The organism is Pseudomonas sp. 3A(2025) (assembly GCF_054589175.1).
Genome location: NZ_BAAILM010000008.1, coordinates 141,868 through 163,002 on the forward strand (window position 1 = coordinate 141,868; position 21,135 = coordinate 163,002).

Consider the following 21,135-nt stretch of genomic DNA (forward strand, 5'->3'; position numbering starts at 1 on the left):
AACGCCCCCGGTCGCAAGGCCGGGGGCGTTTTTTTATGTGTATTGAAAAACACCGCCTGTCTGTATCTGCCGCCCGCTTCGAGCCTCGCGCACCCTGTCCCGAACATGCTCTCCACTGATTCGGGAAACGTAAACCATGGCACCCCTGTTGTTGCAACTTTCACCCCTCGGCCTGGTGATTGCCTTGATCCTTGTCCTGCGCAGGCCGCCGGTGCAGGCGGCGTTCATGGGCGTGGTGCTGGTGCTGCTGTTATGGCTGACGGGAATGGCGGCACCCTGGTCTGCAGCCTTGTCGGCGATCATCGCGCAAGACACCGCGATTCTGTTTCTGAGCACCGCCTGCGTCATCGTGCCGGGGCTAGCCTTTGTCATTCAGGTAGAGCAGCGCGGTGCGCCTGCTGCGATTGGCGAATGGGTCAAGGGGCTGGGCTGGAAGCCGGCCGCGCAGGTGATCTTCATTGTGCTGGGCCTTGCGCCCTTGCTGGAGGCCATGACCGGCTTCGGCGTATCGCTGATTGCCACCGTGCCACTGCTGATGGGCCTGTTCGGTCGTGCGGCCGGGATGAAGATCGCTCTCGCCGGCATGGTCATCATGCCGTGGGGCACGCTGGGTCTGGCCACCTCGATGGGTGCCTTGCTGGCGCACCTGCCGGCGCAAACCCTGGGCAGTCATTCGGCGCTGATCAGCGCCCCGGTGTTTTTCAGTCTGGCGGCCATCGCGTTGTGGCTGGCTGGCATTCGCAAGGTTGCGCCGTGGCTGGGCCTGTTGCTGATGACCGCGCTGTTCATCGCGGTGCTGTACGCGATCAATCGCTGGATCGGGCCGGAAGTGTCCGGCGTGCTGGCGGCGCTGGCCGTAGCGGGTGTGGGCCTGGGGCTTTCGTTTGTGCAGCGCAAAAGCCTGCTGCGCTGGCCGCCCGTGGCGTGGCCCTATCTGGCGCTGCTCGGCATCGTGGTGCTGTCGCGGGGCATCTTTGTGCTGTCGGGCTGGGATGGGCTGTGGGTCATCCAAGGCGAACGGGTGTCCTGGAAGCCGTTGGCGTCGCCGGGGCTGGCGTTGCTGATCGTTACCGTACTGATGTCGATCAGGCCGGGCGCTGCGTCTGGCTTTGACTGGGCCGCACTGTTCAGGCGCAGCCGCTTTCCGGTCGCGACCATCCTGTTGTTTTTGCTGCTGTCGCAGGTGATGGTCAACGCCGGTTTTCTGCTGGAGGCCCAGCGCTTTCTGCAGTCGCTGTCGGGGTTGTCTCTGGCGCCCACAGTGGCGCTGTTCTCGGGCGTAGCCGGTTATGTCACCGGCTCCAACGTCGGTGGCAATACGCTGGTGATGCCGTCAATCGCAGCACTGTCTGGCGAGCACGGTGCCTGGCTGGCGGCGATGGTCAACAGCGCGACCGGGCACGGGGCGCTGGGGTCGCTGTCGATTCTGTCGCTGATCACCGGGCTGGCGGCGGCCAATCGGCAAGAAGAACACCACCTGGTGCGCTTCGGCTTTGCACTGGTGCTGCTCAACATTGTCATCGTCGCCGTGATGGGCGCCGTGCTACTTTCCCGGCTCTGAATATCGACCCAGCAAGAGCCGACATGCACCGCTTCGATGAATCCGCCAAACGCTGGCACGTGGTCAGAGACTGGGTCATTCGGCAGATCGAGGGCGGTGAGTGGGCGCCTGAGGCAAAACTGCCCTCGATCCGCACGCTGGCGCGGATGTTCGAGACCAGCATCACCACCGTGCAGCGCGCCTTGTCCGACCTTGAGGCCGATGCCTGGATTCTCAGCGTGCCGAGGGTCGGTTATCGGGTGGCGAGAAGCGGCGGGACTGCAGGCTTCGACCTTTCCGGAGTGACGGTCAACGTCAACCATGCGGTGGTGGCGATGCTGGCTCAGGCAGCCAGCCACGACACGCCGTCCCTGAGTTCGGCGGTGCTGCATGCCGATCTTGCGCCTGATGTGCTGCTGAACAAATGCCTGGTCGCGGTCGCCAAGGCCGACATCGCCCTGAGCGGCCTTGTCGCACCACCGGGTCTCGCCGCATTGCGGCGGCGGATTGCCGGGTTGATGCTGGCGCGTGGCGTGGTTTGCGCCCCGGAGGACATTCTGGTGACCAGCGGCGACACCACCGCACTGGAACTGGCGCTGGAAGCGGTGGCCCCCAAGGGCGCGACCGTGGCCATCGAAACCCCGACCTACTACGGCATTCTGCAAACCCTCGAGCGCCTGGGCTTGCGTGCCTTGCCGATGCGTACCGATGCCCAGCAAGGTCTGGACATCGATCATCTTGACGAGGCACTGAAGCAGAAAAGCGTCGCCGCGATCTTTCTTAATCCGACTTTGCAGAACCCGCGTGGCTTCATCATGGGCAATCAGGCACGCGCACGGTTGTCGCAACTGGCCAGCGCCGCCGGTGTGCCGGTCATCGAGGACGATATCTTCTTCGACCTGGTACCCGAGGCGGATCGCCCGCGTGCCATCAAGAGTTACGACACGGGCGGCAACACGCTGTATTGCTCATCGTTTTCCAAGACCGTGGCGCCCGGCTACCGGGTTGGCTGGTGCGTGCCGGGAAAATACCGCGATGCCATCCTGGCGCAGATGTTCTCTCGCAACCTGGCGGTGTCGAGCATTGCCCAGCATGTCTTGAACGAGTTCATCGGGCGCGGCTACATGGAAGAACACCTCGCCCGGTTGCGCACCCGGCTGAGCGAGGTAACGGCGACGGTCGAGGCGCTGGTGCGCAGTGATTTCCCGCCCGGCACACGCTATGTGCCGCCACGCGGCGGGTTCATTCATTGGTTCGAATTTGCCGCAGAGACCGATATGGACGCCTTGCAACACCTGGCGCGTGAGCGCGGTTGCCATGTGGCGGGCAGCGGGATTTTCTTTGCCGATGGTCGCAGTGCCACAGGGTTGCGTGTGTGCCTGGGCACCACGCTGTCGCCTGCGTTAGTGCACAGCCTGAAAACCCTGGCGGCCTGTGCACATCTGGCAGGGGCGGCTTAGAACTTGATCGGTGCCCGTGCCGAGCTCTGGTTCAGCGCGCTGCTGCTGTTGTTACGCTCGACAGCCTTGGGCTTGTACGCGCAATAGCCGGGGCGCGGGCCGATCTTGGGGTGGCTGCGGCAGGTGTCGGGGCGTTTTTCGTAGATGGTGCACAAGCGGCTCTTGCGGTCCAGGTACAGGCAATCGTTGTTGCTCATGCGCTGCAGGGTGAAGATCCCGCTCTTCTGGTTATAGCGCTCGATGGTGCCTTCCTTGAGCAGGCGCTTGGCGATGTTCTTCGGTGGCTCGCCGCTTTCGAACTCATCGACCACGCCGATGCGGATCAAATCCTTGATCTTCACTTCCACCGGCAGCGTGCAGCAGCTGGAAATACAGCCTCCGCACATGTGGCTGGCGTATTTGGCCCAGGTTTCAAGGCGGTCGATTTCAGCGGCGGCAATCAGCGTAGGTTTCATTATAAATTCTGGAGGCGGACATCACGGGCGCGGAATGATACCGGTCCCGAAGGGTTTGCAGTAGCGATACATGATGGCCGGACATACGCAGCCTTTCGTAGGAGCGGCTTTAGCCGCGAACCGCAGCGCCACTGTTCCCGACTAAAGTCGGTCCTACGCGGAACGCCACCCGGTCGGTGTCAGGTGTGCAGCACCTGCGCCAGTTCCTCCAGCGTTTCCTGCCGTTCTGCCTGGCTCAGCCGCGCATGTGCATTGAGCGCCGACCATTGCGGGTGGGCGCGGGCCTTGCGCAACGGCTCGGGCAGTTTGCCTTTGCGCCAGTGATCATCCTGCGGCGTATCGAGCTCGATGCTGTTCATCGCCGCATGGCCGCGGGCGCCCAGCGCTTGCAATAACTGGCGCTGACGCAAAGCCAGCAGGCGCAGCACGGCATCGTCGACGGTCAGCTCGCGCTGGCCCTTGAGCTTGCCCAGCAGCCGGCCGCCGTAACTGCGCGCGGTCAGCAGTGCGCCGCCGGCAATCGCGCCGACCAATGCCGCAGCGCCCAGGGTGATGCCGCCGACCAGCAAATCGACGCCCGCCCCCGCTGCCGCCCCGGCAGCCACACCACTGCCGACGCGCACACCCAGCAGACGCAGGGTTTCCGGGTTGAACAGGTCATCGCCCCAACGGCCGTCGAGCAATGGCAGGTGGCTGGCCGCCGCATCCTGCACCCGAAAGGCATACAACGTGAGCAGGCTTTCGACGCAGCGCTGTTCGCGTTGGCGAATGGCCTGATGCAGCGCATCGATGGCCTGACGTTCGGGTTCTTCGCGAGACTCGACACTGCGTCGGCAGGCCGCACAGTCGATCAGCAGATCGGCAATCAGCCGCGTGGCACTGTGATAACGCGCCTGGCGCTGCACCTCGATATCGGCGATCAGTGTTTCCAGGCGCGGACGTGCGCTTTCCAGCAGCAGGGCCAGGCTTTCATACAGCCGCCGCTCGCCGTCCTGCGGCGGCGCGACGCTGTCGAAACGCACCAGCGCATGCAAGCCCAGGCGCGACAGCGCATCGCGCCATTCGGGCTCACGCTGTTGCGGGCTGCTGACAAAGTTGAGCACCGGCAGCAGCGGCTTGCCGCAACTGGCCAGCACCGCCAGTTCGTCACGGTACTTGGCCAGTACCGGCTCGCGGGCATCGATCACGTACAGCCCGGCATCGCAGGCCAGCAACTGGCGCAGCACCTTGGCTTCCTGCTCGAAGCGCTGGCGCGCCTCGCTGCCTTGCAGAAACTTCTCTAGCCGCGCCGGGCCGTCCAGACGCTGCTCGGCGGCCAGGCGTTCCAGATAGTCGAGCAGGTCGATGGCGTCTTCCAGGCCCGGCGTATCGTACAACTCCAGCAGCGCCTGGCCGTCCACCGACAGCCTTGCGCCTTCAACATGCCGCGTGGTGCTGGGGCGATGCGACACCTCGCCAAACGTCACATCGCGGGTCAGGGTGCGCAGCAGCGAGGTCTTGCCCACGTTGGTGTGGCCGACTACAGCCAGCTTCAGGGTCTGCAGGACTTCAGTCATGGCCTGTCTCCAGCCAGCTCATCGGGGCGCTGTCGGTGTACGTCAGTTGCAGGTCGCGCAGTGCCACGTGCCAGTCGTCCAGCCGCTCCGGGTCCAGATGCTGGCCGGCGGGCGCCGGCAGCAGCCACACGCGGGTGTCGCCGGCACTGCGCGCCAGCTCGGCAATCAGCGCCAGGCTGCCGCGATCCGGTGAACGACGCGGGTCACAGGCGATCAGCAAGCGGGCCGGTGGTGTTTGCGCCAGTTGCTCCAGCAAATTGCGGCGCGATTCACGGCTGTCGAGCACGCCGGCATTCGCCACGCTGTCGGGGTGCTGCGGCGGCCAGGGCTGTTGATCGTCCAGTTCGATGGCCACCAGCACCGCGCCCGCGCTGGCGAAGGTCGCCGCTGGCGCGCTGACCTGATGCAAATGCTCAGGTGCGGCATCGTTGACGCCCAACCGCTCGCTGCTCGGCATCAGGCGCTCGCGCATCTGCAGGTAAGCCGGGTCGTTGAGGTCCAGCTTCAGGGCCTCGCGACCCCGGCGCCAGCGCCACAGGCACAGCAGCGTCAGCAACAAACGCGGCAGGATGCCGTAGACCAGCAACACCCCGACCTGCCAGGCAGCCCAGCTTTGCCGGGCGTCTTCCAGGCCTGCAAGGCTGTTGCCACTGGCGCGGATCATCTCGGCGTCCGGCACGCTGAAACCGAGCAGGGCCGGCAAAGCGCCAAGGGTCTGGGTCAGGCCGACAAAGGTCTCGCTGCCCAGAATCGTGGTTTCCCAGACAAAGCCGTAACGCCGCGTGGCCATCAGTGCCAGCATCACCACCAGCGCACTGAGCAGTGCCAGCAGCCATAACGCGTTGCTCAACAGGCCCAAGGCCCAGCGCTCCAGACGCTGGCGTTGCAGCAGCACCAGCAAGGCCGGCGCCAGTTGAAGGGCCTGGGCATCACGGGCCAGCCGGTTACTGAGCCACAACCACAATTGGCCCAGGTTGCCGACTGTATGCCCGGCAAACAGCATGCCCAGCCCCCAGGCCAGCAACAGCAGCAGGTTGATGCCCAGCAAACTGCCCATCGCCCAGAACACATTGACGGGTGCCTGGCCATCGCCCAGCGCAGCAAAGGCCAGGCCCGCGCCGCTGATCACCGAGAGCACGATCAAGGCCAACAGCGCCAGGCGCGCGCCTTGCTTCCAGCGGCGCAACGCATGGGTCATGCCGTCGCGTTCGGCCAGCCACAGCGCACGTTGCTGCACACGCGTGCTCAGGTCGCCATTGGCGGCGCGCGCCAGACGGCACGCTTCAAGGTCATCCAGCGGGCCGGCCTGCGCCTCGCGCAGGCGCACGGCTTCGGTCAGCCATAAGGTATCGAGGGAAGTCACACAGCGTCTCTTTGAGAAATACCAATCGGCAGCATACCGCTGTGATGGGCCGTACGGGGCAACAGTTCCTTTGCTCTGGTATTCTCACGGCCATGAAAAAACAACTCCCCCTTAGCCTGATCGCCGCCCTGGCCGAAAACCGGGTCATCGGCATCGACAATTCCATGCCCTGGCATTTGCCGGGGGATTTCAAATACTTCAAGGCCACCACGCTGGGCAAGCCGATCATCATGGGTCGCAAGACCTGGGATTCGCTGGGCCGGCCGCTGCCGGGCCGCCTGAACCTGGTGGTCAGCCGCCAGGCCGGTCTGCAACTTGAAGGTGCCGAAGTCTTTGCCTCGCTGGAAGCCGCCGTACAGCGCGCCGAGCAATGGGCGATCGAACAGGGCGTCAGCGAAGTGATGCTGATCGGCGGCGCGCAGTTGTACGCGCAAGGCCTGGCCGATGCCGATCGGCTGTACCTGACCCGCGTTGAACTCAACCCCGAGGGCGATGCCTGGTTTCCCGAGTTCGATACCACGCAATGGCAACTTGTTTCGACCCAGGCCAACGCGGCCGAAGACGGCAAGCCGGCGTATCACTTCGACGTCTGGGAGCGACGCGGCGCCTGACATCTTTTTGTCATGAAAGTGTCGCTTTGGCGGTCGGATGTCGCAAACGGAAAACTGCCTGACGGAATCGGACTCGAAGCAGTCGCAGGCGCGCACAAGCTGAAACAGGATTTTGTTAGGGTCGACCCCATCTATCACGAAGGGGGCACCAACGATGAAGTGTCAGCCAAAACTGTTAACGGCCGCGCTCTGCCTCGGTCTGGGTCTGGCATTCGCAGGCCAGGCCTCTGCCACCGATTTGAAGCACTGGCCGGAGCCTGCCGCCAAGGCGCTGGACGCGATGATCGCGGCCAACGCCAACAAGGGCAACTACGCGGTGTTCGACATGGACAACACCAGCTACCGCTTCGATCTTGAAGAGTCGCTGCTGCCGTACATGGAAAGCAAAGGCCTGATTACCCGCGACACGCTTGACCCTTCGCTGAAACTGATCCCCTTCAAAGACACCGCCGAACACAAGGAAAGTCTGTTCAGCTACTACTACCGCCTGTGCGAACTGGACGACATGGTCTGCTACCCATGGGTGGCGCAAGTGTTCTCCGGTTTCACCCTCCAGCAACTCAAGGGCTACGTCGACGAACTGATGGCGCTGGGCAAACCAATCCCGGCCACCTATTACGACGGCGACACGGTTAAGACCCTCAATGTCGAGCCGCCGAAAGTCTTCACCGGGCAGACCGAGCTGTACAAGAAGCTGATGGAGAACGGCATCGAGGTGTATGTGATGACCGCCGCCTCCGAAGAGCTGGTGCGCATGGTCGCCTCCGATCCCAAGTACGGCTACAACGTCAAACCGGAAAACGTCATCGGCGTGACCATGCTGCTCAAGGACAAGAAAACCGGCGAACTGACCACCGCACGCAAACAGATCAGCGCCGGCAAGTACGACGCCAAGGCCAACATGGACCTGGAAATCACCCCGTACCTGTGGACTCCAGCGACCTGGATGGCCGGCAAACAGGCCGCGATCCTGACCTACATCGACCAGTGGAAAAAACCGGTACTGGTGGCCGGCGACACGCCAAGCAGCGACGGCTACATGCTGTTTCACGGCGTGGACGTCAACAAGGGCGGCGTGCACTTGTGGATCAACCGCAAGGACAAGTACATGAAACAGCTCGACGGCATGATCAAGAGCAACGCCGAGGCCCAGGCCAAAGAAGGCCTGCCGGTGACGGCGGACAAGAACTGGGTGGTGGTGAAGCCGGAGGAGATTCAGTAGGACCGGCGGGGCGGCCATCCGTTTTAGTCGGGAACGGGGGGCACCACATGATTTGGGGGGCGCCATTCGCGGCTAAAGCGGAGCGCCGCCCGGCCGCTCCTACGGGTCGTGCCAGACGCACGACCAATAAAAAACCGGCGCCAGGCGCCGGTTTTTTTATTCGCTACAACCCGCTCACAGACCGTCGAGCAGGGCCTTGTTGCGTACTGCGCCCTTGTCGGCGCTGGTAGCCAGCAGGGCGTAGGCCTTGAGGGCGGTAGTCACCTTGCGTGGACGGACTTCGACCGGCTTCCAGCCTTTAGCATCCTGTTCGACGCGGCGGGCGGTGAGTTCTTCGTCGCTGATCAACAGGTTGATCGAGCGGTTCGGGATGTCGATCAGCACCTTATCGCCATCGCGTACCAGGCCGATGGCGCCGCCGGCGGCGGCCTCAGGCGAAGCGTGGCCGATGGACAGGCCGGAGGTGCCGCCCGAGAAACGACCGTCGGTCAGCAAGGCACAGGCTTTGCCCAGGCCCTTGGACTTCAGGTAGGACGTCGGGTAGAGCATCTCTTGCATGCCCGGGCCGCCTTTCGGGCCTTCGTAACGGATGATCACGATGTCGCCGGCCTGCACTTCGTCAGCGAGGATGCCGCGCACGGCGCTGTCCTGGCTTTCGAAGATCTTGGCGTTGCCTTCGAAGACATGGATCGACTCGTCGACACCGGCAGTTTTCACCACGCAGCCGTCCAGAGCGATGTTGCCGTAGAGCACGGCCAGGCCGCCTTCTTTGGAGTAGGCGTGCTCGAAACTGCGAATGCAGCCGTTCTCGCGGTCGCCGTCCAGGGTTTCCCAACGGGTCGACTGGCTGAACGCGGTCTGGGTCGGGATACCGGCGGGACCTGCCTTGAAGAAGTGGTGGACCGCTTCATCGTTGGTCTGGGTGATGTCCCACTTGGCGATGGCTTCTTCCATTGAGCGGCTGTGCACGGTCGGCAGATCGGTGTGCAACAGGCCGCCACGGGCCAGCGAACCCAGAATGCTGAAGATACCGCCGGCACGGTGCACGTCTTCCATGTGGTACTTCTGGATGTTCGGCGCCACTTTGCACAGCTGCGGCACCACGCGCGACAGGCGATCGATATCACGCAGGTCGAAGGCGATCTCGGCTTCCTGGGCAGCGGCCAGCAAGTGCAGGATGGTGTTGGTCGAACCGCCCATGGCGATGTCGAGCATCATGGCGTTCTCGAACGCCTTGAAGTTGGCGATGTTGCGCGGCAAGACCGACTCGTCGTTCTCGCCGTAGTAACGCTTGCACAGCTCGACGATGGTGCGGCCAGCCTGCAGGAACAACTGCTCGCGGTCGCTGTGGGTAGCCAGGGTCGAACCGTTACCCGGCAGCGCCAGGCCCAGGGCTTCGGTCAGGCAGTTCATCGAGTTGGCGGTGAACATGCCGGAGCACGAACCGCACGTCGGGCAGGCGCTGCGCTCGTATTCGGCAACCTTCTCGTCGCTTGCGGTCGAGTCGGCGGCGATCACCATGGCGTCGACCAGGTCCAGGCCGTGGCTGGCCAGCTTGGTCTTGCCGGCTTCCATCGGGCCGCCGGAAACGAAGATCACCGGGATGTTCAGGCGCAGGGCAGCCATCAGCATGCCGGGGGTGATCTTGTCGCAGTTGGAGATGCAGACGATGGCGTCGGCGCAGTGAGCGTTGACCATGTACTCCACGGAGTCGGCGATGATCTCGCGGCTCGGCAGCGAATACAGCATGCCGTCATGGCCCATGGCGATGCCGTCGTCCACGGCAATGGTGTTGAATTCCTTGGCCACGCCACCGGCGCGTTCGATCTCGCGGGCAACCAGCTGACCCAGGTCCTTGAGGTGCACATGGCCTGGCACGAACTGGGTAAAGGAGTTGGCGATGGCGATGATCGGCTTCTTGAAGTCGTCATCCTTCATGCCTGTGGCGCGCCACAGTGCACGGGCCCCGGCCATGTTGCGGCCGTGGGTGGAAGTCTTGGAACGATAATCAGGCATTGGAACACTCCGGCAAAGCAGGCTAATCAGTAAGGGGAGTGAGCTTCTATTGGCGCCGCAGACACTGGCAGTGACCGGATGTTGCGAAGGCACCGACTACCATGGGATCACCGTGTAATCGGCCTGAGCTCATAAACCCGCCGGGGGTGACTGGCGATGAATAGGCGCGATTCTACACCTCTGGGGCGTGTTGCGGACAATCTGTGGGGCTGACCGGTTACGATTTACAGGGCTGGTGGGGCGGCCCTTTGCTTCAGTCGGGAAGCCGTCGTCATCTTCAAGTGTTTTACTGAGTGTGTCGCTTGTGAAATACAGTGATTCGTTTATGCAGAATATACGCCCCGAAAAGAATGGCCGCGCTTTGAATCAGGATCAGTGTGATGACACTTCCAGCTTCCCATGAAAGCATATAAAAAACAGGAGTAACGACGGCAAGCATAATGATATTGATCGCCATTTGTGGAAGCAGAGTGTCATTGTGGGCGCGAAGATGAGCCATGGTCAGGGCTAATAAAGCATTGGAGAACAAGAAGACCGTCATTGCAAGGTAAAGCACTGTAGAGTAGCTGAGCGTATTGTTTCCATACATTGAAAATATGAAATGGCCTACAGGTGAAAAAAACATCATCAGCGCCAATGTCAGTGCCGTTGCCCAGACCAATCCCTTTGCATAACTTGTTTCGGGCCTGGCCACCTGCCTGCTGATATAAAGACTGTGGACTTGACTGAGTGCCAAGCAAGGGATTGCAATAATATTGATGATATTCATGAGCACTGAAAACTGGGCAGCAAGTGCAATATTACTTGTCGTTAATCGTTCCACGATCAAGTAAAAATAGATTTTTTGCCCTGCAATACCAGTGGCTATAGGCATTCCTTTTTTTGTCAACTCAAAGGCGGTGATTCGAGCGTGGGCAACTGATATAAAGCCATGACCTTTGCTCATTATTACCAGGCATATAAAAGACAACGACTCTGTAATGAGAAAATATGAAACCGCATAGTAGATAAAGCTCTCTTCCGTCGTATAGATGAAGGCACCTATCAGAAAAATGGAGCCTACTAATGTGATGTGGATTTTTATTTTTGAGTAGTGACTTGCTTTGTTATTGGCTTCGTGAAACAGCTGAAGAAACACGTTAAGGGGGAGCAATGTTGTTGCCGGTATATATATCATTGCCAAAGCGGTAAAAACATGGAGCTCAATGTTATCCAGATTGAAGAAGTTGACAACCGTCAACAGGGCCACACTACAGAGCAGTAGAGTGATGGCCGCCAAGTAGAGTGCTGTTGTGAAGCCTCCGGTGAAGAAAGCACGTTTTTTCGCCTCTTCATTAATTAGTAGCGATGTGATATTTCCCGATGTAGCAACCAGCATCGATGTAATGGCTGAGATGATTGAGAATAAGGCCAAGAGGTAAGAGGCGATTGCCAAATCTGTTGGGTTTTTATGAGCGATCAATGAAAAAATCAACGAAACGCCAAGTAAAGGAAATGCACGATTTAACGTAAATGCCGGAAGTGATTTGATCATGAAGGCGTTATACTTCATTTCAAATCTTCCCAGATGGATAATAGAGGGCCGCCAAATTCTTTTTGATGGAGGCGTTGCGTGATTTCAAATGCAGTGCTGAGGTTTTTAGCATCTTGAACCCCCCTCATGCCAAAGTAGGGATAGTGGTGAAAGTAATGACCGAAAATTTCATTACAGTCTTTGGAATACTGTAATGTGTCCAAGATGTGCTGATGCCAAACCTCATCGACTTCGAGTGACGGAGGAATGACAGGATAGATCTTTAAGTATTTCTTGTTTAAAAAAAGAAAATTTTTATAATAGTTTATTGCGATCTCGCTTTCTACTGCACTCCATTTCCGACATAAAAGCTTGCCGCCTGAGCACAGTTTTTCATGAATCATGGACAGGTCCATTTTATCTATATATTCCACCGCCTGTTCAAGTGTTGTCTCTTGATGGATTGTGGCACTTCTCATGTGTGGAAGTGTATCGACTATTCCGTCATAATTCTTATCCATGATTCTCTTTTCCTCTATAGTGCGCTGCCTTTAGGTGCTAGCAGCGCACTATATCTAGCTAAGGGGTCTAATTAATGCCAGCCGCCACCGCCTTGGCAGTGATGGCCTTGAGCACTCATATTTTTGCGTTCGCTCAACACAGCTTTTGCTTCCGGCGAAAGTTTTTGGGAAGGTTGTTTTTTGACAGGACTGGCTTTCATGATTTTTCCTTTGGGTGCATGGCGTACTTGCCATGGGAAAAACATAGCGCCTGCCCTACTGCCTGTGAGACTAGAAGGGCTTTTGATGTTGCAGGCCGTTTTGACACCCTGCGCAGGATGCGTCCTACAGCTATGCTGATTTTTATTCTAATCGTGCTTGGATCTAGATACAGAAAGGTCTGTGCGTGAGTGACTTTTGTATACGGCACAAAGCAGGTTTGGATTTTTATTACAGGCGCCTTTAAACAGTTATCTTTTACTGATAACACATTTAACTTTAGATGCGTCCTGCTGGACGGCGACGATAATAAGCGATATGAGTTCGCACAGGTCGCAAGGCGGGCTCCCTCCAACAATCAGAGGGAGCTATATCTCATTCAGCTGTTAGGCAACAACCGGCAGGTAATGCTCTTGATATACCGCGTCTCGACAATCGCCGGGTGCACCGGGTGGTCCGGGCCCTGGCCGCCGCGCTCCAGCAGCTGGATATTGCGGTCCAGGTGACGGGCGCTTTGCAGCAGGATGTTCTGCAGGTCGTCTTCGGGCAGGTGCATCGAGCACGAGGCACTGACCAGGATGCCGTCCTTGCTGAGCAGGCGCATGGCTTGCTCGTTCAGGCGGCGGTAGGCGCCTTCGCCGTTTTTCAGGTCTTTCTTGCGCTTGATGAAGGCCGGCGGGTCGGCAACGATCACGTCGAAACGCTCTTCGGAGGCCTTGAGTTCTTTCAGGGCTTCGAACACGTCGCCTTCGATGCAGGTGACTTTCTCGGCAAAGCCGTTCAGCGCGGCGTTGCGTTCAACACCGTCCAGGGCAAAGGCCGAGGCGTCGACGCAGAACACTTCGCTGGCGCCGAACGCGCCGGCCTGGATGCCCCAGCCACCGATGTAGCTGTACAGGTCCAGCACGCGCTTGCCCTTGACGTAAGGGGCCAGGCGGGCGCGGTTCATGCGGTGGTCGTAGAACCAGCCGGTCTTCTGGCCGCCCATGACCGGGGCTTCGAATTTGACGCCGTTTTCTTCCAGCGCGACCCATTCAGGCACGGCACCGTAAACGGTTTCGACGTAGCGGTTCAGGCCTTCGGCGTCGCGGGCGCTGGAGTCGTTCTTGAACAGGATGCCGCTGGGCTTGAGCACTTGCACCAGTGCCGCGACCACGTCTTCTTTATGTTGCTCCATGGTCGCCGAAGCCAGCTGTACCACCAGAATATGGTCGAAACGGTCGACCACCAGGCCTGGCAGCAGGTCCGAGTCGCCGTACACCAGACGGTAGAACGGCTTGTCGAACAGACGCTCGCGCAGCGACAGCGCCACGTTCAGGCGGTGCACCAGCAGCGATTTGTCGAGCGGCAGCTTGATGTCGCGTGACAGCAAGCGGGCGCAGATCAGGTTGTTGGGGCTCATGGCGACGATGCCCAGCGCCTTGCCGTTGGCGGCTTCCAGCACGGCCTGGTCGCCGGCTGCAAATGCGTTCAGCGGCGTGGCGGCCACGTCGATTTCATTGCTGTAGACCCACAGGTGGCCGTTACGAAGGCGACGGTCGGCATTGGCTTTCAGACGCAGGCTGGGCAGGGACATGACGTCGCTCCGAAAAAAAGAGCGGGAGTATAGCGCGTCATCCCGGCCAAGGGCCGGGATGACGCGAATTAACGTGGTGTGTCAGACAGACAGCGCTTCGATCAGGCGCTTGTTGAACGCCGGAATATCATCGGGCTGGCGGCTGCTGATCAGGTTGCCGTCGGTGACCACTTCTTCATCGACCCAATGGGCACCGGCATTGACCAGATCGTCCTTGACGGTTTTATAACTGGTGATGGTCTTGCCCTTGACCAGTTCGGCGGAAATCAGCAACCAGCTGCCGTGGCAGATCACCGCCAGGGGTTTGTTCTGGCCATTGATCAGTCGCACGATATGCTGGGCGCCTTCATCTATACGGATGGTGTCGGAGTTTTGCACGCCACCGGGCAGCACCACCGCGTCGTAATGTTCATCCTTGGCCTCGACGAAGGTGCGATGCACCTCGAAGTCGTCTGCCGGTTTATCGTGATTCCAGCCTTTGACCTTGCCGGCCTTGGCCGACAGGATTTCGACCTTGGCACCGGCCTGTTCAAGCGCCTCTTTGGGGCCAGTGAGCTCGACCTGTTCAAAACCGTCGGTCACCAGAAATGCAACACGTTTTCCATTCAGGGAACTGGACATGGGCGTCTCCTGTATCAGCTTGGGTGGGTAGCTGGCGCATGAGGTCATGTCGCGCTAGCGTTAAAGAGTCCGAAGCCTGAGGCGCGGCAAAGTTCATGGAAAATCACCGGATGGTGATGGACCGTTTCTGATTAAGGGGGCAGAATTCCGGTCTGATCCCGAGTAAGAATCTATGCCCCCAGAGTTGACCCAAGAGCAGATCCAGCTTGCCTTGCAAGGCATCAGTGTGCCGCCGCAGCCGCAAATCCTGGTCGATCTGCAGATGGAGCAGTACATGCCCGACCCTGATCTGGGCGTGATCGCACGGCTGATCTCACAGGATCCGGGGCTTTCCGGGGCGCTGCTCAAGATCGTCAACTCGCCGCATTACGGCCTGTCCAACAAGATCGCCTCGATTGACCGGGCTGTGAACCTGCTGGGCAGCCGCACGGTGATCAACCTGATCAACGCCCAGTCGATCAAGGGCGAGATGAGCGATGAAACCATCGTCACCCTGAACCGTTTCTGGGACAGCGCCCAGGATGTGGCCATGACCAGCCTGACCCTGGCCAAGCGCCTGGGCTCGCAGACGGTGGATGAGTCCTACGCGCTGGGCCTGTTTCACGATTGCGGCATCCCGCTGATGCTCAAGCGCTTTCCCGACTACATGCCGGTGCTCGAAAGTGCCTACGCGCGCGCCACCGCCGACTGGCGGATCGTCGACACCGAAAACGACACCTTCAACACCAACCATTCGGTGGTGGGCTATTACACCGCGCGCTCGTGGCGCTTGCCCGAACACCTGTGTGAGGCGATTGCCAACCACCACAATGCGCTGGCGATCTTCCAGGACGATTCGAGCCGCAATGCGCCGGTCAAGAACCTGATGGGGCCGCTGAAGATGGCCGAACATATCTGCCAGTCGTACCGCGTGCTGGGCAATCAGGACGAGGATCACGAGTGGGATGCCGTCGGCCCGCTGGTGCTCGATTACGTCGGGTTGTCCGAATACGATTTCGAATACCTCAAGGAAAGCATCCGCGAACTGAGCGGACACTGATCATCACCTGAGTCTTCCATGCCCGAATTACCTGAAGTCGAAACCACCCGCCGGGGCATTGCGCCGCATCTGCAAGGGCAGCGCGTCAGCCGCGTGATCGTGCGTGACCACCGCCTGCGCTGGCCGATCCCCGAAGACCTGGACGTGCGCCTGTCGGGACAACGTATTGTCGAAGTCGGACGTCGCGCCAAGTACCTGCTGATCCAGGCCGAGGCCGGGACACTGATCAGCCACCTGGGCATGTCGGGCAACCTGCGGCTGGTCGAAGCCGGGCTGCCGGCGCTCAAGCATGAGCATGTGGATATCGAGCTGGAATCGGGAATGGCCCTGCGCTACACCGACCCTCGGCGTTTTGGCGCGATGCTCTGGAGCCTGGACCCGCACAACCACGAACTGCTGGTGCGCCTGGGGCCGGAGCCGTTGACCGATCTGTTCGACGGCGCGCGGCTGTTCGAGCGCTCGCGTGGCAAGTCGATGGCGGTCAAACCGTTCATCATGGATAACGCAGTGGTGGTCGGGGTGGGTAATATCTACGCCACCGAGGCACTGTTTGCCGCCGGCATCGACCCGCGCCGCGAGGCCGGGAGCATTTCCAGCGCGCGTTATCTGAAGCTGGCCGTCGAGATCAAACGCATCCTGGCCCACGCCATCGAGCGCGGCGGTACCACCTTGCGCGACTTTATCGGCGGTGACGGCAAGCCTGGGTATTTTCAGCAGGAACTGTTCGCTTATGGCCGTGGCGGGCAACCGTGCAAGGTCTGTGGCAGCCTGCTGCGCGAGGTCAAGCTGGGCCAGCGCGCGAGCGTGTTTTGCCCCAGGTGTCAGCGCTGACACTTGTTAAACCCTTATCGCTGTTTATAGTTAAAACCACTCAAACCGCACAGCCGAAGGATCCAGCATGAGCCCGTTCCGCATTCTCGCCGTTACCCTGGCCTTGTTCATCGGCGTGCAGGCCATGCCCGCGATGGCTGGCTTCGATCACCCTACGGGCGAAGGCAACCCGGCCTACGAAATCCAGAACCCGCCAGCCTACGCCATGATCGGCGACCTGCTGATCGCCCGGCCGCTGCTGATTGCCGCCACCGTGGCCGGGGCTGCATTGTTTGTGGTTGCGCTGCCCTTTACCGCGACCGGCGGTGGCATCGGCCGCACCGGCAAGGCGCTGGTGGTCGACCCGGCCAAGGCAGCCTTCGTGCGCTGCCTGGGCTGTACCGGCGATCGTTATGGTGAACAGGAGTAATGAGGGAGGCGATCAGGCCTTGCCGGTGATGATCAGGTACTTGGTCATCAGCTCGTCCTTGCTCTCGACGCGGTTTTCATCCAGCGGGATGCAATCCACGGGGCAGACTTGCTGGCACTGCGGCTCGTCGTAATGGCCGACGCATTCGGTGCACAGGCTCGGGTTGATCACGTAGATCTCTTCGCCCTGTGAAATCGCTTCGTTGGGGCACTCGGGTTCGCAGACGTCGCAGTTGATGCAATCGTCAGTGATGATAAGGGACATGCAATGCTCCTGCCGCGGGCGTACCGGGCACATGAAAACCAATGCGGCGAATTGTGCCGCATTGGGACTTCGGATGCACCCTGAGCTTAACGGCCGTTCACGTGCGCTTGAAACGCTCGTTCAGTGCCTCGGCCACCGCCGGGTGCACGAACTTGGTGATATCGCCGCCCAGCGCCGCAATTTCCCGGACCAGCGTCGAAGAAATGAACGAATAACGCTCCGAAGGCGTCAGGAACAGGCTTTCGACGTCGGGTGCCAGTTGTCGGTTCATGTTCGCCAGCTGGAATTCGTATTCGAAGTCAGACACCGCCCGCAGACCGCGCAGCAACACGTTGGCGCCCTGCTCCTTGGCGAACTGCGCCAGCAACGTGGAGAAGCCCTGCACTTCGACGTTGGGCAGGTGGCGGGTGACCTCGCGGGCCAGCTCCACGCGCTGCTCCAGGCCGAACAACGGGTTTTTCTTGGGGCTGGCCGCCACCGCGATGATCACATGATCGAAGAGGCGCGAGGCGCGTTCGACCAGATCGCCGTGGCCCTTGGTAATAGGGTCGAAGGTGCCTGGATACAACACTCTATTCATCGCGCGGTCCTGTCAGGAATCCGTTGAGGGAACCGGATGGTATCGCAGCCGCTTGCAGGGGCCAAGCCGCGAGCCTTTCGACCTGCGTAACAAGCGCCGATAATCGGTCATCGGCAAGGTGCTTGAAGGCGGGCCTACCAAAGGCCAGTCGACGTCATCCCTTGCTGCAGCCTATGCTCGGCATCTTGGCGCTGGCCATTGCCGCGCCGCCTGATTGTTCGATTTTCTGCCTACAGGAGTTCGTTATGCCGATTGCGCAATTGATCAGCCCCCAGGAATTGGCCGCCCGGCAAAAAGCGCCGAACCTGCTGATCCTCGATTGTCGCTTTGCCCTGGAAGACCCCGATTACGGGCAACGCAGCTATGCGCAGGGGCATATCGACGGGTCTTCGTTTGCAGACCTTGAGCGCGACCTCAGCGGGCCGGTGACCAAGGGCAAGACTGGTCGCCATCCACTGCCGGACCCCAAGGTGTTGCTGGAAAAGCTGCGCGGCTGGGGCATCAACGATAACAGCGACATCGTGCTGTACGACGATGGCCCCGGCGCTTTTGCCGCCCGCGCCTGGTGGTTGCTGGCGTGGCTGGGCAAGCGTGACGGCGTTTACTTGCTTGATGGCGGCCTGAAAGCCTGGCACGCGGCAGGCCTGCCGCTGAGCCTCGATGCACCGGGCAACAAACCGGGCCAGTTCCACGGTGAGCCGGACATGTCGCTGCTGTTGAGTGCCGAGCGCCTGCAAAGCCGTCTGGGGCGCCCGTCCCTGACGCTGATCGACGCCCGTGCCGAACCTCGTTTTCGCGGTGAAGTCGAGCCGATCGACCCGGTCGCCGGGCATATTCCGGGCGCGCAGTGCCTGGCGTTCACCGACAACCTGGGTGCCGACGGGCGCTTTCTGCCGGCTGAACAACTGCACGAGCGTTTCGCCCAGGCGTTGCAAGGCCGCTCGCCCACCGATCTGGTGGCCTATTGCGGCTCTGGCGTGACCGCCTGCCACAACCTGTTCGCGATGGCGTTGGCCGGTTACCCGTTGGGCGCACTGTATGCCGGTTCCTGGAGCGAATGGATCACCAACGCCAGCCGCGAGGTGGCGACCGGCGCCTGATCAGGGATTCAAAGAATCCAGCGCAACAGAAAAAACACCGCCAGTCCGCCACCGATGGTCGCCAGCAGGTTGCGGGTCAGGGCGGCGATGCCAATGCAGGCAATGCCGCCCAACAGGTAAGGGTTGCTCAGCGACACTTGCCAGTTCTGGCCATCGGGCAGCAGCATGCCGGGCACCACGATGGCAGTCAGCACCGCCGTCGGCACGTAATGCAGCGCCTGGCGCACCACCGGCGGAAAACTCAGGCCCGGCCAGGCGAACAGGCTGTAACGCAGCACAAAGGTAATCGCGGCCATGGCCGCCACCAGCCACCAGAAACTCATGGCTGCACCCCGGCTGCAGTGCCCTGCCCTGCGGGCGTTCGCCTGCGTTCCAGCAACACGCCAGCGACGATGCCGCTGAACGCCGCCGCCATCAGGCCCAGCTTGTAGGGCAGTTCATAGGTCAACAAGGCAACCCCGCCGGCCACCAGTGCGGCAGCGATCTGCGGCCGGTTGCGCAGCATCGGCACGACAATGCCGATGAACGTGGCCAGCATGGCAAATTCCAGCCCCCAGCCGGCCATGTCCGGCACGGCCTGACCGAACAACACGCCAATCAGCGAACTGCCGACCCAGCAGGTGTAAAGCGCCGTGGCCACGCCCATCCAGTACCAGTGCGCCTGCGGCGTGCGGCCATGGACCAGATAGAAGCGCTGCACCACGGCAAAGGTTTCGTCGGTCAGCCAGAACGCCAGCAGAATCCGCCAGCGTTGCGGCAGCGCACTGACCTGCGGTTGCAGGGTTGCGCTGTAGAGCACATGGCGCAGGTTGACCACCAGCGTGGTCAGCAGAATCACCGCCGCACTGGCCCCGGAGCCCAGCAGGCTGATGACGATAAATTGCGCCGACCCGGCATACACCAGCGCCGACATGCCCACCGCCTGCAACAGCGAAAGCCCGCCAACCCCGGCCAATGTGCCGAAAATAATGCCAAACGGCGCGATACCGACCTGCATCGGCACACTGTCGCGAAGACCGCGATAAAACAGATGACTGCGTGACATGGGAATACCACCTCATTGTGCCGCGCATCTTAATGCTTTTTGCCACTACCGCGTCATGCTTCGTGGGTACGGGTTGTCTCGCTCATGGGCAATACCCAGCCACAACGGTATGCGTCGCTCCAGATAATACCGGGGATTTTTCAGCGAGCCTTCGACAAACCCCACATGGCCGCCCCTGGCTTGCAGCTCGAATTCGATGCTCGACGAAAGCTCCGCAGGCTCCGGCAGGCTGTGGGCGAACACGAACGGGTCGTCGAGCGACTGGATAATCAGCGTCGGCGTGCGGATCTGGCCAAGAAAATAGCGGCTCGAGGCGCGCCGGTAGTAATCATCGGCATCGGCAAAGCCATGCAGGGGCGCCGTCACCCGGCCGTCGAAGTCCCAGAAGGTGCGCAGGTTCTCCAGTGAGCCGAGGGCGGCCAGCTCAGCCAGGCCTTCGCTGAGCCCTTCATGCTGGAAACGCCGCTGTTTGTCGCGGATATAGCCGAGCATCTCGCGCATGAAGTGCCGTTGATAGACCTTCGAGAAGCCCTGGCTCATACGATTGGCGCACTGGTCGAGCCGAAACGGCACCGACACCGCGACGGCGCCGAGCAAATGGCTGTGGTCGCCCGACTCGCCCAGGTACTTGAGCAAGACATTGCCGCCCAGCGAATAGCCCACCGCATACAGCGGCGCCAGCGGGCGCTGGGCGCGCAGATGGGCGATGACCGCCGCCAGGTCTTCACTGGCGCCAGAGTGATAACTGCGCGAACGCAGGTTGGGCTCGCCCGAACAGCCGCGCCAGTTGAGCGCCACGCTGGCCCAGCCCTGCTTCATCATGGCCCGCTGCAAGCCCACCACATACGGCGAGTTCGCCGAACCGGTCAGCCCGTGCAGCACCAGCACCAACGGCGTGTCGGGCTGATGCGGGCCATGCCAGTCCAGGTCTAGAAAGTCGCCATCGTCCAGCCACATGCGCTCGCGGGTTCGCTCGATCGGCATACCCCGGCGCAACAGCGGCCCCCATAAGGTTTGCAGGTGCGGGTTGCCCAGGCCGGTGGCGGGCACGAAGGGGCTGACGTGAAGGGGGTGGAAGGAAGGCGAGGGCATGGCGTCAATCGTCGGTCCAGACAAAGTCGTTGCCTACGTTGCCACCAAGTCAGGTCAGATGTAAGGGCTGATTGCCTCAATGGTGCCGATGCCAGGCGGTACCGGGCGATTGCCAGTGCAACC

The 21,135-nt window shown here is 60.8% G+C and carries 22 protein-coding genes; 8 read left to right on the top strand and 14 right to left on the bottom strand.

From position 1 onward, the window contains the following. The first annotated feature begins 136 nt into the window (after positions 1-136). Both ACYP2A_RS02765 and ACYP2A_RS02770 read left to right on the top strand, forming a co-directional pair. Positions 137-1,561: an L-lactate permease gene (locus ACYP2A_RS02765; protein WP_459742540.1), complete on the top strand. Its 1,425-nt coding sequence runs from the start codon at positions 137-139 to the stop codon at positions 1,559-1,561. Between the two features lie 23 nt (positions 1,562-1,584). Next, positions 1,585-3,000 carry an aminotransferase-like domain-containing protein gene (locus ACYP2A_RS02770; RefSeq protein WP_459742541.1) on the top strand — a complete coding sequence of 472 codons (1,416 nt, stop codon included), beginning with the start codon at positions 1,585-1,587 and terminating at the stop codon, positions 2,998-3,000. Here the strand turns inward: ACYP2A_RS02770 and ACYP2A_RS02775 are convergent. From ACYP2A_RS02775 to ACYP2A_RS02785, 3 genes are all read right to left on the bottom strand, one after another. Beyond that, positions 2,997-3,455, bottom strand: coding sequence for a YkgJ family cysteine cluster protein (locus ACYP2A_RS02775; protein ID WP_459742543.1), 459 nt, complete (start codon positions 3,453-3,455; stop codon positions 2,997-2,999). The genes ACYP2A_RS02770 and ACYP2A_RS02775 overlap by 4 nt on opposite strands. A 179-nt stretch (positions 3,456-3,634) precedes the next feature. Further along, positions 3,635-5,011, bottom strand: coding sequence for a DUF3482 domain-containing protein (locus ACYP2A_RS02780; protein WP_459742544.1), 1,377 nt, complete (start codon positions 5,009-5,011; stop codon positions 3,635-3,637). Beyond that, entirely contained in the window at positions 5,004-6,374 is a 1,371-nt protein-coding gene (locus tag ACYP2A_RS02785; RefSeq protein ID WP_459742546.1) for a DUF2868 domain-containing protein, read from the bottom strand. Before ACYP2A_RS02785 ends, ACYP2A_RS02780 begins: the two co-directional genes overlap by 8 nt. A gap of 92 nt (positions 6,375-6,466) precedes the next feature. On the opposite strand from ACYP2A_RS02785, the gene ACYP2A_RS02790 reads away from it, so the two are divergent. Beyond that, the gene (locus ACYP2A_RS02790) at positions 6,467-6,985 is read left to right on the top strand and encodes a dihydrofolate reductase (RefSeq protein ID WP_459742548.1); all 519 of its coding nucleotides are present in this window, start codon (positions 6,467-6,469) and stop codon (positions 6,983-6,985) included. A 154-nt stretch (positions 6,986-7,139) separates the two neighbouring features. Continuing rightward, complete coding sequence (locus ACYP2A_RS02795; RefSeq protein WP_459742550.1) at positions 7,140-8,207, top strand: HAD family hydrolase; 1,068 nt, start codon at positions 7,140-7,142, stop codon at positions 8,205-8,207. Between the two features lie 174 nt (positions 8,208-8,381). Here ACYP2A_RS02795 and ilvD read toward each other — a convergent pair whose 3' ends face one another. The 6 genes from ilvD to ACYP2A_RS02825 form a co-directional block, all read right to left on the bottom strand. Beyond that, the gene (ilvD, locus tag ACYP2A_RS02800) at positions 8,382-10,223 is read right to left on the bottom strand and encodes a dihydroxy-acid dehydratase (protein WP_459742551.1); all 1,842 of its coding nucleotides are present in this window, start codon (positions 10,221-10,223) and stop codon (positions 8,382-8,384) included. Positions 10,224-10,509: 286 nt separating this feature from the next. Continuing rightward, positions 10,510-11,757 carry a hypothetical protein gene (locus ACYP2A_RS02805; RefSeq protein WP_459742553.1) on the bottom strand — a complete coding sequence of 416 codons (1,248 nt, stop codon included), beginning with the start codon at positions 11,755-11,757 and terminating at the stop codon, positions 10,510-10,512. Between the two features lie 14 nt (positions 11,758-11,771). After that, positions 11,772-12,257 (bottom strand): glycine-rich domain-containing protein, encoded by a 486-nt coding sequence (locus ACYP2A_RS02810; protein ID WP_459742555.1) that lies wholly within the window; start codon positions 12,255-12,257, stop codon positions 11,772-11,774. A 71-nt stretch (positions 12,258-12,328) separates the two neighbouring features. Next, positions 12,329-12,457, bottom strand: a complete 129-nt coding sequence (locus ACYP2A_RS02815; protein ID WP_459742557.1) for a hypothetical protein — start codon at positions 12,455-12,457, stop codon at positions 12,329-12,331. Between the two features lie 377 nt (positions 12,458-12,834). Further along, positions 12,835-14,031, bottom strand: coding sequence for a class I SAM-dependent rRNA methyltransferase (locus ACYP2A_RS02820; RefSeq protein ID WP_459742559.1), 1,197 nt, complete (start codon positions 14,029-14,031; stop codon positions 12,835-12,837). Between the two features lie 81 nt (positions 14,032-14,112). Next, positions 14,113-14,652, bottom strand: coding sequence for a type 1 glutamine amidotransferase domain-containing protein (locus ACYP2A_RS02825; protein ID WP_459742561.1), 540 nt, complete (start codon positions 14,650-14,652; stop codon positions 14,113-14,115). 226 nt (positions 14,653-14,878) lie between these two features. Here ACYP2A_RS02825 and ACYP2A_RS02830 point away from each other — a divergent pair, with 226 nt between their 5' ends. From ACYP2A_RS02830 to ACYP2A_RS02840, 3 genes are all read left to right on the top strand, one after another. After that, positions 14,879-15,691, top strand: coding sequence for an HDOD domain-containing protein (locus ACYP2A_RS02830; protein ID WP_459742697.1), 813 nt, complete (start codon positions 14,879-14,881; stop codon positions 15,689-15,691). 18 nt (positions 15,692-15,709) lie between these two features. Continuing rightward, complete coding sequence (gene mutM / locus ACYP2A_RS02835; protein ID WP_459742563.1) at positions 15,710-16,522, top strand: bifunctional DNA-formamidopyrimidine glycosylase/DNA-(apurinic or apyrimidinic site) lyase; 813 nt, start codon at positions 15,710-15,712, stop codon at positions 16,520-16,522. A 67-nt stretch (positions 16,523-16,589) separates the two neighbouring features. Further along, a complete protein-coding gene (locus tag ACYP2A_RS02840; protein ID WP_459742565.1) occupies positions 16,590-16,931 on the top strand; it encodes a multidrug transporter in 342 nt (113 codons plus the stop codon). A 12-nt stretch (positions 16,932-16,943) separates the two neighbouring features. On the opposite strand, the gene ACYP2A_RS02845 is transcribed toward ACYP2A_RS02840, so the two are convergent. Together ACYP2A_RS02845 and coaD are read right to left on the bottom strand one after the other, a co-directional pair. Beyond that, a complete protein-coding gene (locus tag ACYP2A_RS02845; protein WP_095101006.1) occupies positions 16,944-17,195 on the bottom strand; it encodes a YfhL family 4Fe-4S dicluster ferredoxin in 252 nt (83 codons plus the stop codon). 97 nt (positions 17,196-17,292) lie between these two features. Further along, the gene (gene coaD / locus ACYP2A_RS02850; protein ID WP_459742567.1) at positions 17,293-17,775 is read right to left on the bottom strand and encodes a pantetheine-phosphate adenylyltransferase; all 483 of its coding nucleotides are present in this window, start codon (positions 17,773-17,775) and stop codon (positions 17,293-17,295) included. Between the two features lie 245 nt (positions 17,776-18,020). Here coaD and ACYP2A_RS02855 point away from each other — a divergent pair, with 245 nt between their 5' ends. Then, the gene (locus tag ACYP2A_RS02855) at positions 18,021-18,875 is read left to right on the top strand and encodes a sulfurtransferase (RefSeq protein ID WP_459742569.1); all 855 of its coding nucleotides are present in this window, start codon (positions 18,021-18,023) and stop codon (positions 18,873-18,875) included. Positions 18,876-18,883: 8 nt separating this feature from the next. Here ACYP2A_RS02855 and ACYP2A_RS02860 read toward each other — a convergent pair whose 3' ends face one another. Genes ACYP2A_RS02860 through ACYP2A_RS02870 form a run of 3 tightly spaced genes read right to left on the bottom strand, consistent with a single transcriptional unit; the run spans position 18,884 to position 21,012 of the window. Continuing rightward, positions 18,884-19,198 carry an AzlD domain-containing protein gene (locus ACYP2A_RS02860; protein ID WP_459742571.1) on the bottom strand — a complete coding sequence of 105 codons (315 nt, stop codon included), beginning with the start codon at positions 19,196-19,198 and terminating at the stop codon, positions 18,884-18,886. Beyond that, positions 19,195-19,920 (bottom strand): AzlC family ABC transporter permease, encoded by a 726-nt coding sequence (locus ACYP2A_RS02865; RefSeq protein WP_459742572.1) that lies wholly within the window; start codon positions 19,918-19,920, stop codon positions 19,195-19,197. The genes ACYP2A_RS02860 and ACYP2A_RS02865 overlap by 4 nt, the downstream gene beginning before the upstream one ends. Positions 19,921-19,965: 45 nt before the next feature. Next, the gene (locus tag ACYP2A_RS02870) at positions 19,966-21,012 is read right to left on the bottom strand and encodes a hydrolase (protein ID WP_459742574.1); all 1,047 of its coding nucleotides are present in this window, start codon (positions 21,010-21,012) and stop codon (positions 19,966-19,968) included. Positions 21,013-21,135: the final 123 nt, after the last annotated feature.